Source organism: Paenalcaligenes sp. GW821-LYS-B07-1 (assembly GCF_058803365.1).
The window spans coordinates 1786806-1800047 of the sequence record NZ_CM179516.1 but is presented as its reverse complement, the minus strand read 5'-3'; the positions used below and the strand labels follow the sequence as shown (position 1 = coordinate 1800047).

General features: G+C 47.3%; 11 protein-coding genes. 6 read left to right on the top strand and 5 right to left on the bottom strand.

Annotation, left to right across the window (positions count from 1 at the left end; translation table 11 throughout):
• Window positions 1–4 precede the first annotated feature (4 nt).
• Together AC3QL0_RS08480 and AC3QL0_RS08475 are read right to left on the bottom strand one after the other, a co-directional pair.
• Window positions 5–556 (bottom strand): YceI family protein, encoded by a 552-nt coding sequence (locus tag AC3QL0_RS08480; RefSeq protein WP_493008087.1) that lies wholly within the window; start codon window positions 554–556, stop codon window positions 5–7.
• Window positions 557–560: 4 nt separating this feature from the next.
• Window positions 561–1103 carry a cytochrome b gene (locus AC3QL0_RS08475; RefSeq protein WP_493008086.1) on the bottom strand — a complete coding sequence of 181 codons (543 nt, stop codon included), beginning with the start codon at window positions 1101–1103 and terminating at the stop codon, window positions 561–563.
• 97 nt (window positions 1104–1200) lie between these two features.
• Between AC3QL0_RS08475 and AC3QL0_RS08470 the strand changes: the two genes are divergently transcribed.
• Window positions 1201–2100, top strand: coding sequence for a LysR family transcriptional regulator (locus AC3QL0_RS08470; protein WP_493008085.1), 900 nt, complete (start codon window positions 1201–1203; stop codon window positions 2098–2100).
• Window positions 2101–2125: 25 nt separating this feature from the next.
• Here AC3QL0_RS08470 and AC3QL0_RS08465 read toward each other — a convergent pair whose 3' ends face one another.
• The 3 genes from AC3QL0_RS08465 to AC3QL0_RS08455 all read right to left on the bottom strand — a co-directional run bounded on the left by AC3QL0_RS08465 (window position 2126) and on the right by AC3QL0_RS08455 (window position 4505).
• On the bottom strand, window positions 2126–2449 hold the full coding sequence (locus AC3QL0_RS08465; protein ID WP_493008084.1) for a hypothetical protein: 324 nt from the start codon (window positions 2447–2449) through the stop codon (window positions 2126–2128).
• Window positions 2450–2628: 179 nt separating this feature from the next.
• Entirely contained in the window at window positions 2629–3411 is a 783-nt protein-coding gene (locus AC3QL0_RS08460; RefSeq protein ID WP_493008083.1) for a hypothetical protein, read from the bottom strand.
• Window positions 3412–3569: 158 nt separating this feature from the next.
• Window positions 3570–4505, bottom strand: a complete 936-nt coding sequence (locus tag AC3QL0_RS08455; RefSeq protein WP_493008082.1) for a LysR family transcriptional regulator — start codon at window positions 4503–4505, stop codon at window positions 3570–3572.
• Between the two features lie 181 nt (window positions 4506–4686).
• On the opposite strand from AC3QL0_RS08455, the gene AC3QL0_RS08450 reads away from it, so the two are divergent.
• From AC3QL0_RS08450 to AC3QL0_RS08430, 5 genes are all read left to right on the top strand, one after another.
• The gene (locus AC3QL0_RS08450; protein ID WP_493008081.1) at window positions 4687–5469 is read left to right on the top strand and encodes a PhzF family phenazine biosynthesis protein; all 783 of its coding nucleotides are present in this window, start codon (window positions 4687–4689) and stop codon (window positions 5467–5469) included.
• A 757-nt stretch (window positions 5470–6226) separates the two neighbouring features.
• Window positions 6227–6790, top strand: coding sequence for a fimbrial protein (locus AC3QL0_RS08445; protein ID WP_493008080.1), 564 nt, complete (start codon window positions 6227–6229; stop codon window positions 6788–6790).
• A 67-nt stretch (window positions 6791–6857) separates the two neighbouring features.
• Window positions 6858–7601 (top strand): fimbrial biogenesis chaperone, encoded by a 744-nt coding sequence (locus AC3QL0_RS08440; RefSeq protein WP_493008079.1) that lies wholly within the window; start codon window positions 6858–6860, stop codon window positions 7599–7601.
• A gap of 137 nt (window positions 7602–7738) precedes the next feature.
• A complete protein-coding gene (locus tag AC3QL0_RS08435) occupies window positions 7739–10411 on the top strand; it encodes a fimbria/pilus outer membrane usher protein (RefSeq protein WP_493008078.1) in 2673 nt (890 codons plus the stop codon).
• Window positions 10408–13197 carry an ATP-binding protein gene (locus AC3QL0_RS08430; RefSeq protein WP_493008077.1) on the top strand — a complete coding sequence of 930 codons (2790 nt, stop codon included), beginning with the start codon at window positions 10408–10410 and terminating at the stop codon, window positions 13195–13197. Before AC3QL0_RS08435 ends, AC3QL0_RS08430 begins: the two co-directional genes overlap by 4 nt.
• The last annotated feature ends 45 nt before the right edge of the window (window positions 13198–13242 follow it).

Below are 13242 nucleotides of genomic sequence, written 5' to 3'. Positions count from 1 at the left end.
GAAATTACTGTGCTGCCACAATAGAGAAGTTAACGTTGACATCGTTAGCGACGATATCAAAAGTAGACCAAGCGCCTTCACCTACGTTGAAGTCACCTCGTTGTACGACAAATTTTCCTTCAAAAGTACCGGTATTACCGTTCTCAACGAAGGTGGCGGGAAAGCTAATTGCTTTGCTTACGCCTTTAATAGTGAGGTTGCCCTCGACTTTATAGCCATCGCCATCAACGGTGATGGCTGTGCTCTCAAAGCTTGCAGCAGGGTGTGCGGCGGTATTAAACCAGTCTTTGTTTGCTACTTCGTCGTTGCCTTCTGCACTGCCGGTATCTATATCAGACAGTGGTACTGACAGTGTGACTTTAGCGGCCTCGGCGTTGGCTGGGTCAAACGACAATGTACCGTCAAATTTTTTGAACGTACCATCTAGGCTTACGCCCATTTGTGAGTAGGTAAAGCCAATTTTGCTATCAGCGGGAACGAATTTATCAAAGGTGGCAGCCTGCGCCCACAGTGGGCTGAATGCTAATAAGCAGGCACCAAGTATTTTTTTGTTCATAGTCTTAGTCCTTTTTAGTGGTGGACAGAGAAATTCTGTGGAAGATCGCGTCGCGATCCATAAACTGGTGTTTCAATGCAGCCAAAATATGCCCAGCTAATACCGCAATAAACAACCAGTTTAGCCAGCTGTGCACGACGACCAATTGCTCACCTAAGGGCAGATCTTTTTGAATTAGGTCGGGCAAAGGCAGCACGCCAAACCATACGGTTTGAAAGCCTTTCGCCGAACTCATCAACCAGCCTGATAGCGGGATGCAGAGTACCAGCACGTACAATAGCCAATGTCCCAGATGAGCAAGCATTTTAGTGGTTGGGCTCATGTGGGAGGGGTAACGAGGTTTTGTTGAAAGAAAGCGTATGCTTAGGCGAAGCACTACCAACACGATTAGCGTGATACCAATCCATTTGTGCCAGGAGTACAGTTGCAGCTTGGTTGGAGAAAAGGGTAGTGCTTTCATGTATAAGCCCAGTGCTAGCATGCCAATCAGCAGAACTGCCATGAGCCAATGCAATAGTCGCAATGACCACGCATAGCGTTGAACCATGTAAACCTCGTAAAATTTGGTGAGATATCTACTTTAGCCTGTTTGATTGATGTAAAACAGTTTAGTTCAACAATTATCAATTGCATTTATGACAACAATGAGCAGATTGGACTTTATTACTCTTTTCATCCAGGTTGCAGAGCAAGGTAGTTTTGCGGCAGTCGCTGAGCAAATGGGTGTAGATCGCTCAGTGGTTACACGACAAATAGCAGCATTAGAAAAGCAACTGGGTGTGCAGTTAATAATTCGTAGCACGCGTAAGCAAGCGCTGACCTCAGCTGGTCGTTTGTACTTAGAACGTGCTAAAGCCATCGTAGATTTGGTAGAAAGCGCAGAAAGTGAAATACAAGAAGAGCGCTTATTACCCAAGGGGATGATTCGCATCAGTTTGCCGCTCAGTTTTGGTGTGCGTCACTTAGCGCCTGTGTTGGCGCGTTTTGTGGCGGAGTATCCCGAGGTTAACCTGCAGTTGGAGTATGACGATAACCTGGTGAATACCAGTGAGTTGGGGCTAGATGTGGCCATACGAGTCACCAAAGAGCCTGCACCCAACGACATTGTGCGTCGTCTTGGCGAATGTAGGCTGATGATGGTGGGATCAGCCGATTATTTGAAACGCTATGGTATGCCTAAGCATCCTACCGATTTAACAGAGCATATCTGTTTGCAGTACAGGCAAGATAGTCGCTGGTTGTTTGAGGTGGATGGAAAAACCATAGGTATCAACACTTCAGGGCGGGTGCAGGCAAACAATGGTGATGCGTTGGCGCAGGCTGCTGTGCATGGTTTGGGGTTAACTTTGTTGCCCGATTTTATCGCTTGGGAATACCTTGAAAACGGATCTTTAGTTTCGGTGTTGGATGAGTATTGCCACAATAGCTTAGGCATTTATGCTGTCTTGCCTAGCAATCACTATATTCCACAACGTGTGCGTATTTTGCTGGAGTATTTGTTAGAAAACTTACCAGCCGCATTTCAGCGTAAAAGTGTGCTGTAAAAACGCAGCAGGGGAGTGCATCATGTCAGATGACTTCCACCAGTCCAACCTTATGTGGCCCTTCATATATGTCAACGGTGAACCCCGGTATAAGCAACGTAGCGGGTGCTTCATCCATCAGAAAATGTGCGTATCCCAAACTGCATCGCGGACCTTCAGTAGCAGCATCGTCATTCTGCGTGATCTGCAGCACTAAAGACCATGCACAGGGTTCATGTAGCGTGCTAGGAAGAGGCGACGTAACTACGTAGTACAAGCCATCTTGTGGCAACGTTTTCCTACCGCCTTGAGAGTGCGGAATCCAATGTATCCATACTGATACGCGTGAAGTCTGAGTCTGATGTGACATAGGGTTTTGCATCAGCTAACAATCGTAGGTAGCATCAACAACACTTAAAACACGACAATAAAAAGAAGTTTATTCTGTATTACCCGGTTTAAATAATGCAACTAACGGAAGAATCGTTTAAACCATAAAAGAAAGTTTACAGATGAGAGAGGGCAGAGTGGGTATCGTGATGCTCAATTTTATTTTCTAGGCGTGTAAGGCGCGCCATCTTTGGGAAAGTAAATGCCGTGCTGATTCATATCCATCACCATCACGCCGTTTGTAGATTCAAAACAGCTGGTAGGTTCCCATTGGCTGGGCGTAAACCACGTGTATGGTGGTTCCAGACGCTGTTCACTACTAATACGTCGATTAGGAAAGGTATACATCAATACATAGCCTACGGGGCAATGTCTAGATAACTCTGGCGTATCTAGTTGATATTCTTGAGCTAATTCAACCGTAAGGCTAGAGCCTTCTACCGACATTGCATAGGCTAATACACCAGCGACAAGCGTAGGTTCCTGAAAACGTACGGCTTCTAAATCTAGCAAAGGATCTTGTTGTGGAAGCTCTTTAAACCGCCAGGGATCGCCTCTATTAATGAGCGTGCCGGCGGCTAGTTCCATTTCTCCAAAACGTGTGGCTTGCTCCAACGGGCCATAGCGGCGTACATTCTCGGCTTTCCGTGCTTGATCCGTTTGATAGCCTGAATACCAGATTTGGGCATACATTAAGCCGAACCATATAGGATAGATAGCAACAACAATGACAAGCAGGCGTACAGGCAACGATAACGCCGGGCGTGGTTTACCTTGCTTGGCTTTGATGTAGCGCCATAAGCCCCATAGTGACAATGCAACGGCAATCACAATGGCACCTAAGGCCATGAGGTAGACAATGACAAAGATACCGCCAGCAGCGGCAGTGATGCCTAACTGCTGAATAGAATAGATACTGCCAGTTGCTACGTATGAAATCATCTCTACAAACACCTAATAATGCGACTATTAAACGGTAGTGTACTGGTAGGTGGTTATGAAAGGAGTATCTGCATGTATAGGTCATGCATTATTAACTTTACATAATATACATTATGCGACTATTGATTGTTATGAGAAGACACTTGAATACGCTGCGATTAACGCAGAAATTTCTCCCAAGGTGCTCCATCAGCAAAAGCTTTTTCTATCCACGATTTGAATGCGGTGGTTTTTGATGGTGTGAACTTGATGGACGGACGAATCAAGTAAATGGCTGATTGCCTATCAAATCTCCAACCTGGTAACACTGGCACTAAGGTCCCTGCAGCGATATCTTTCGCAACCAACCAGTTGCTAGCCCCAAGTATGCCTAACCCTTGTCGTGCGGCATCCAGCAATGCTTCTCCATCGTTACTGACAAAACTCGCGCGAACAGTGACTGCTACTGCCTCTTCGCCTTGATACAAGAACCATTCTGGGTATGTATGAAGCCCTGTGTGGCCAAGGCAGTTGTGGTTGATTAAGTCGTTGGGATGCGTAGGATGCGTGTTTCTTTCTATATAGCGTGGAGACGCGCACAATATTCTGCTGTGGCTACAGAGTCTATTAGCGATCAGTCGACTGTCTTCTAAGGCCCCTACTCGTATACAGGCATAGTACCCCTCAGAAATCACGTCAACGTACTTATCTGAATAATCGGTATAGATCTTCAACTGAGGATGCGCTTGCGCAAATTGGGCAATAACTGAGCTTAGCCATAGCCGACCCAGCGCACCAGGAAGGCTAATCTTAAGGTTGCCCACTATTTCCTTGGATAAGTGCCCTGCTTCCTGTTCTGCTTCTTCAAGTATTTGCGCTGCAGTATGCAGTCTTTCATAAAACCGTTCACCGGCATCGGTCAACTTAATGCTTCTGGTGGATCGTTCAATCAGTCTTACGCCTAGTCGCTCTTCTAGTGATGCGATGCGTTTGGAGATAATCGATGGGTGTCGTTGCAAGTTACGTGCGGCGGCAGAAAATGATCCTGCTCGAACAATTGCAATGAATGCAGCAAATTCGTCTGATTGAGGGCTACTAAATGATAGGGAACTCATTTGACGCCTCACCCTTTGCCATTAATAACAAAAGGAATTTTAGACTAATCATAGCTGAAATCAGCGAAAAAATTGTTGCATATCAGTTGTGCACCGTATGCACAAATCTTGCTTTTGTTTTTTGATAAAGTGGCAAAACAGGTTCTTTACTGAGCTATAAATTTATCAACCAGTCGGTCATATGCAGGTTAAATTTAAGCAAATTGATGTATTTGCCAACACTTCTTTCAAAGGTAACCCAGTCGCAGTCATCCTTGATGCGACAGGCCTATCAACGGCACAGATGCAAGGCATCGCTAGCTGGACAAACGTGTCAGGAACTACATTTGTCTCTGCGGCAACGGGTCCTTCTGCAGACTACAGCGTCAGAATTTTTACGCCAACATCAGAGCTTCCGTTTGCTGGACACCCCACGATTGGAACAGCACACGCGCTGATTGAGGCTGGCCTAGTTCATCCCAAAAATGGTGTGATCACGCAAGAGTGTGAAGTGGGTTTGATCCCTATCTTGGTAGAGTCTGAGGGTAATGGCCCCACGCAGGTCTTTTTTGAACTGCCCAAAGCAACATTTGTAGACTTAAATGCAGATCAAATCCGTCGCGCACAAGATATTCTTGGAGCCCCTTCCCTATCTGCTATCACGCCTAAGTTTGTGAATGTAGGGCCTGTTCATACTGTGATGCAGCTACCTTCTGCCAACGATGTTTTAGCGTTGAAGCCTAATCTGGATGCCCTACTCACATTTAGTCAGGAATTTGGTACTACTGGCATCGTAGTATTCGGCGCCCACGACGACGATAACAAGACCGCCATTGAGGCGCGTTCATTCTTTCCTATTCTCGGCATCACCGAGGACCCCGTTTGCGGCAGTGGTAATGGTGCCATTGCTGCATTTATTGCAGAGACTCAGCAAACGGTAGTGTTCGGTAATTGCTTTTTAAGTTCTCAGGGCCAAGCTCTATGACGAGAGGGAGAAATAGCGCTCAGAATTTCTCTGAACTCACGCATTGAGGTGGGCGGAGAAAGTGTGACGACAATTGATGGCACCATTTCACTCTAACTAGGTCGGCTTCTGTTTTAGTAGGCAGGCGTACATATTGAACGGTAAAACCTGCCGTTAAAGAAGTTCCCTCGAACATCTGTGAAGTAGATATCCATCTTAGTTCCTTTGTTGCAGTTAGTTGCCTCAATAAGAAAGTGGGTTTGCTCCATCTGTTTCTGAAGGACGCAGCGTGCCAGTAATTGCTATTTGACGGGATCAACAGGGCCCAGCCCTGGCTTCCCACTCAAGGGAATAGCTCTACGTTGGCATTAATATGAATGACTACACCATGGGTGATAGGAATATAAAACTGAGTGCAGTCAGCACGTATATAGAGGTAGATTGAAAATGAAACGCTAAAAGAGCAGCGTTATTAGTTGTTTGAGAGTATTCCGAGTTTTCTTATTAGGTATTTAATTAATACTAATAAGTAGTCACTGGTAGACTGTTAATAATTGTCAATTAACAAATAAAATATCTTGATAAAAATTTTTATTACATAACAAATACAAAAAATTAATACTATTACTTTTTAAGAATTGTCCTAAATCTTTTTCTTAACTGATTTCCTAAACTTAAGTTGTGCTTAAACAATGCACATACCAGGGAACCTTTGAGCGCCCCAAGGCGTATTAACAAGGTTGCTTCGTTTGTTCAACAATCGGAAGTTAAATCAATCATGAAAAAAATCCTTTTAGGCCTCACTATCCTGTCCGCTTTCGCTGCTACTGGTGCTCAAGCAGAATCTACTATTGGTGCTCGTGGCAACATTAATTTTGTAGGTAGCATCAACGCTGATAGCTGCACAGTACGTTCACCAGGCGCATCCAGTTCTGGTGCCAATATGTTGGTAGATATGGGTCCTGTTACAGCTAAAACACTGGGTACTGAAGCTGCTCCAGCCACATCTGCTGGTGGTCTGACAGTCATTTCTAAAAACATCGACATGCAAGTTGAATGTGCAAATGGCACTAAAGTGTCCTTGAAACTGGCTCCTACTGCTGTTTCAGGCAAAGGGATTGCAGTAACTGGTGGCGCACAAAACGTGCAGATCATGCTGGTTAGCAACGACAAAGTTCTGGACTTCACAAGCGGTAGCACCACGTTGGATGCTCCTTACGCTGATGGCGCTATTAACATCCCTCTGACTGCGTACTACACCCGTAAAGCTGGTTCTGATGTCGCTGATGTGGTCGGTGGTCAAGCCAATGCTACTGTTGCTTACGAGCTGTCTTACGAATAAGACTTGTCTAACCCAGCTGTCGAGGGACGATCTCCTTCGACAGCGCTACCCTCAAGGAGAGTGAATCATGTCGATCTTAACTTTAAAGAAACTGGCTTTCGGATGTTTGACCTTGAGCGCTGTGTTGTTGCACAGCCAAGCGCAAGCAGCGATTTCCTTGAGTGGTACGCGTTTGATTTTGCCTGAGAAGCAACAAGAAGCCTCCATCGTTGTTCGTAACGATAACTCACCTATTCTGGTGCAGTCGTGGCTGGAAACTAATACTGAGAATGATCAAGCAGAATTGCCATTTGCCATTACCCCTGCTCTCGTCAAAGTTGCTCCTAACGGACAACAAGTGATGCGCGTGCTTTATGCGGGTGGTGACCAAGGCCTGCCTCAAGATCGAGAGACCGTGTTGTGGCTCAATATTCAGGAAATCCCACAACAAGGGCCTGGTGAGAATCAATTACAGATTGCTATTCGCCAACGTATCAAATTATTTTTCCGTCCTGACGGATTGCCAGGTTCTGCTGCTGAAGCGCCTGTGCAATTGCAGTGGTCTGTGGTGAACAATCAGCTGGAAATTCATAATCCCAGCGCATACCACGTGTCCATGTCTACGTTGCAGACTGCTGCAGGGTTGGATATGGAAGATCCCGGTATGATTGCCCCTGGCCACACTCGCTTGGTGTCATTGGGCCGCTCCGGCCCTCAGGGAACCCTGCGCTTTACTGCTATTAGCGACTATGGCAGCGCTGATGCTTATGAAGTTCGTCTTAACGGACAACATAAGGTTCAAGGCATCGCAGTAAACACCGACACGCCATAAAACGGCGGCAGTATTTGCCGCTGCCCCTCCCCCTCCCTATTCCACGTCTGTCCCCTTTTCGGCTACTGGTTGCGATTCAGTAGCAGGAGCCCTTGTACGCCTTCATATCGTCAACTACGTCCCTTGGGGGCAGAGCCATGTTTACTAAAAACCATCTGTTCAGCTATAGCATTCGCACCATTAGCCGCCAGCCGCTGGTCGCTTTGCAACTTGCTTTGCTGACCAGCATGGTGATGGTAGTTGATACTGTACATGCCCAAACAAGCTCTACTACGACTGATGCTGCCGAAAAAAACCATACTGAACCTGTGCAAGTTGCCGCATTAGATAATGCAGAGTCGCTAGGTTTTAACATGGCCTTCCTGCACGGTAATGCCTCTACTGAAGATCTACGCTCTTTGCTTTCTAGCAGCAACGTACAAGAAGGTGTGCACCGTGTGGACGTCTATGTAAACCTGCAGCGTACTGGCCGACGCGACATCACCTTCAAGCGTAACCCGCGTACTGATGACAATGAGCCTTGCTTTAACCGTGAAATGTTAGAGCAGCTCGGAATAGAGCTAGACAAACTACCTGCACCTGTTTCAGACGAAGCCAGTTGTTTGCGATTGCCTGAAGCCGTACCTGAAGCCACGGCAATATATGAAAGCGCACAGTTACGTTTGATGCTGAGCATCCCACAAATTTATCTAAGTGCTAGCAAGCGTGGCTATGTGAATCCTTCCTTTTGGGATGCGGGCCAAGCCGCCGCTTTTGTGAGCTACGGCGTAAATGTACGTCGCGATCAAAGCAAGGGGATGTCTTCCTCCACTGACGTCAGTGCAGATCTACGCATGGGTGTAAACATTGGCCCATGGCGTTTGCGCAATAATTCCTATTACACCTCCGGTACTAACCGCTCTAGCTCGTTTACTAGCCAGAACACTTATGTGCAACGCGACATTGTCAGTTTAAAAAGCCAGTTTCTGGCCGGGGAAACGTACACTCGCTCACCACTTTTTGACAGCGTGCGCTTCATGGGTGTGCAAATGCTCTCAGACGACGCTATGCGTCCTGACAGTGAGCAAGGTTACGCGCCAGTTATCCGTGGCACAGCAGAAAGCAATGCCACCGTAGAAGTACGTCAGAACGGCTATGTGATCTACACCACTAACGTTGCTCCAGGCCCTTTCGCTATCAGTGACCTGTCTCCTTCGGGCTCAAATGGTGATCTAGAAATCACTATTATCGAAGCCGATGGTTCGCGCCGCACTTTGCGTCAAGCCTTTTCAGCCCCCCCCTTGATGGTGCGTGAGGGTCGCGTTAGTTATGACCTGTCTATGGGTCAGCTACGCTTGAACAATGACATGGAGGAGCGTCCTAACTTTGTGAGCGGCTCCATGCTGTACGGCATGAGTGCCAATACAACCGTGGCCGCAGGCGTTCAAGTGTCCAAAGACTTCAATGCTTATTCTTTGGGTGTAGGTATGAATACACAGTTAGGTGCAGTGTCTCTGGATGCTATACGCTCTACCAGCCGTATTCAGGGCCAACAGTCGCAAGGGACTAGTCTGAACTTGCGTTACAACAAGTTCATTGAGGCCACTGGATCGAATGTAACTATTAGTGTGCGCCACAATTTGAGTCAAGGCTATCGCACTTTGTCCGATCACGTTCAAGCTGCTGAGGTACCTGCTCAATTTCGTCTGAATAGCCCTCGCGATTCGCGTCAGCGTATTGATGCAAATATTAGTCAACCAGTGGCAGGGGGTAATTTGTACCTTAATGCCTCTTACAACAAGAGCTGGGAAAAGGATTCTTCCAATAGTTTGTCGGTGGGCTACAGCAACAATATTGGTAAAGTGAACTACAACCTGTCGTACACACGTACGCGGAATCTGCGGTCTTCGTTTGGCTCTTCGCGTTCTTACGATAACGCCATCATGCTGACATTGAGCATTCCTTTGGGCAGTGGGGCTAATGCACCGCAAAGTTTTACTACTATCAATCACGACAAGAGCGGCAATGCCACACAGGTAGGTGTGAGCGGATTGTTGCCTACCGAGCGTGAAATTAGCTATGCCGTTTCCGGTGGCCGCAGTGCTGCTGGCGAAAATAGTGCCTCGGTCAACGTAGGGACAGCAACCTCCTTTGCTCGTTTGAATGCTGGCTACGCTTATGGAAGTCAGTACAGTTCTGGCAACTTCTCGGCCAATGGTTCGGTGGTTGTGCATGGTGGTGGGGTGAACTTAGGCCAAGCGTTAGGTGAGACTGTCATGCTAGCCAAAGTGGAACCAGCAGTTGCTGGTGTAGGTATATCCAGCCACGCCGGCGTGGAAACTGGGTCAAACGGCTATGCCATTATCCCTAACGCCACACCATACCGCAGTAACTACGTAAGTCTGGATACACGTAATGCCCCACGCAATGCTGAGTTTGATAACGCTGTGCAGCAAGTTGTCCCTACTCGTGGCGCGATTGCCCTCGTCACTTTCAAAGCGAAAGTAGGTCATCGCGTGCAGTTTGAGCTGCGTGATGAACAAGGCGCTGCCCTGCCCTTTGGTGCGATGGTGCATGACGTGTCTGGCAATCAACTGGGTATGACGGATCCTCGTGGGCGTATTTTGACTATGATCTCTCCTGAAAAAATGCGCGGCTATTTGGATATCAGTCGTGATGGCCAGTTGTGCCGAGCTCACTACGAGCTCGCGGAAGAAACTGAAGGTAGAAATTATCAGTTGATTCGTCTACGTTGCGTTAAACGAGATCCTGATCCTGTTATGCCAGGTCACTTGGCTAAACTGAACGATGCTGAGGACGGTACTGTATGAAAACAGCTCAGTTAGCCGCAGCACCTATGCGTGAAAATCTTCCTTCTATGCTGGCGCCACACTTTCCCAGTGTTTTGTTGGGTGCTTTGTCGCTGATTTTGATTCTATGTGCAGCGCTGGGGGCTGGGGCGTATCTCTATGCGTCAGCCACGCACTTAATTTCCGAATATCGTCGTCAACTTAATAGTGCGGCTGATCATGCTCAACTGTACTTTGATCAGCGTGAAGTATTACTGCGAGTAGTGGCGGCTAGTGCTGTCATCCCAGAGCCACTGGTTTTACCCTCCAGCAGCAACAATCTGGAGGCAATCAACACGCCAGACAGTGGATCCCTCGATCAGTACACATTGCTTTTGACTCGTAGGCATTGGAATGCTATCCATCGTACGGGTACTCTGCGTTACAGCGAACTGAATCCAGCGCGTGATTTTCGGTTGAACAAAACCAATAATGGTCTGGTGTGGGAACCTCAGGCTGATGCGCTGGCCACACGCCTAAATAGTATTAACAGCGAACCAAATGCACGCCAAATTCCAGTGATTTGGTTGCATCAAGACGATGACTCTCCGTCAAGGCTAGTGGCATACACACCTATAGATAGAGAAAATAGCCAAGGGGCCTGGTTGGGACTGGAGCTAAAAGAAATAGACCGTGCGTTAACGCTGACCCCACCTCCGCCTAGCACAGAATATATTTTGTTCGATATACGTGGACAAGCTGTGTTGTACAGCAGCGCCCCACCAGATTCGGCGGAATTACAGTGGTTACAACAAGACTATTTTGGTTTTGATAGCAAAGGCTGGCCTCAACACATTATTCTAAGTAAATCCATTGGTACGGGTGGCCTGCGCGTACTCTATGCTTTGCCAATGCAGCAATTGCTGCGTGATGGTCGCGGTGTGCTCATTACGGCTTTGTTGACGCTAACGGTCTTTACAACAATCGTGCTGGTCGGCACATACTTGATTAGACGACGTTTGCTTGTGCCTGCACGCCAACAACAGCAAAGCCTAGTAGATAGTGTGACCCTTAATCGCAAGCTTGTTGCGATGGCTCCTGTAGGCTTGGCCTTGGTTGATGCGAGTGGCGATGTGATTTTCCAAGAAAACCCTCAGGCACGCACATGGATGCAAGGTGACGATCAATGGCGCTCTCGTCTGCCAGGTGAACACGATCAAAGTGCTTCCACTGATGTCACCTTGAAAGACGGTAGCAGTGTACGTGTGCAAGCGATTAGTTTGAATTACCGTGGAAATCGTGCGGCTCTGTGTTCCATTGTCGATGTCACTACAGAAAAGGCGGAAGAAGCTGCTCTTCGCCATTCTCGCCAAATGGCCGAGAACGCTAACATTGCCAAGACCCAATTCTTGACCACCATGAGCCATGAAATCCGCACACCCTTGTATGGCATTTTAGGGACCTTAGAACTGCTTTCTTTGTCTGAAAAACACCAACAATCGCCGTATCTGGATACCTTACGACGCTCAGCGGAAACTTTGTTCAAAGTGGTGGGTGAATCTTTGGATTTATCACGTATTGAAGCAGGCCACGTCACACTAGAGCCGCGTGAGTTTTCGCTGCAAGAGCTGGTGGATGAAGTGATTGCTTCCTTTGCGGCTACAGCACAGAACAAGGGTTTGTTGTTGTACTCCGTAACCCCTATTAGCGCCTTGCTCACGACTATTGGTGACCCACAGAAGATTCGTCAGATTCTTAGTAATTTAGTCAGCAATGCTATTAAATTTACCACCTCTGGTCACGTGGTGCTGCGGTTACATACAAAGCCTCAGTCTGGTAACCGCTTAGCCTTACGTTTTCAGATCACCGATTCAGGCCACGGCATCAGTGCGGATATTTTGCCTAAACTCTTCTTGCCCTATTTCAGCTTGAATGAAGGTGGTGTGAGTAAAGAGCCCGGCACAGGACTAGGTTTACCCATTTGCCAGAGGTTGGCAAGCTTGATGGGTGGTTCTTTGTCTGTGGTCAGCGAACCAGGTTTAGGCACCAGTATGACCTTTGAGGTAACTCTTCCTGTTGCTGCATCATCAGGTATGTCACCCACTCCCAAGTCTTTACTGGCATTTAGGCCGGTTTATGTGATGGGTGATATTCCTGAGATTGTGTCCAATGTGAGTAAATGGCTGCGTCATTGGGGGGCTTATGCCCTTCCCTATACGGGGCAGCAAGCTAAACCGGGATCCGTCTTAGTTCATAGCTGGCCTTGTGTTGCTAGTACTGCTACCGAGTGGACAGGGCATCGTGTTATGGTGCAGCCTACTACACCAACGTCTGCTACCTTGACTGAACAGCCTAACTGTTTTTATACAGCCTCTATTTCTATGCATGACATCATGCAAGCAGTACAACGGGCTCAAGCGTTGGAAAACAATACACAAACGACTGTAGAGTTTGTGAGCGCCCCTGCACGAACACAGCACGTGTTGGTTGTTGACGATAATCCTGTAAACCGACTGATTCTGCAAGAACAACTGACGTTGTTGGGTTGCAGTGTCCATCTGGAAGCTAGTGCTGAAGCTGCTTTGGCACTATCTGATAAAAACCGTTTTGATATTGTTTTTACAGATCTATTTATGCCCGGCATGGATGGCTACTCTTTTGCCCATGCCTTGCGTACACAAGGTTATAAGCACCGCATTATTGGTATTACGGCTAATGCTATTTTGGACAAAGACAATGAATGGTCTGCTGCAGGTATGGATGCCTTGCTGATAAAACCACTACATATGGCGGCTTTGCGCGATAGTTTACAAGTTCCAATCCTCTGATTTTACTGCTCATTCTTAACAATCTCTAAGCAGTTATTGGGGCGT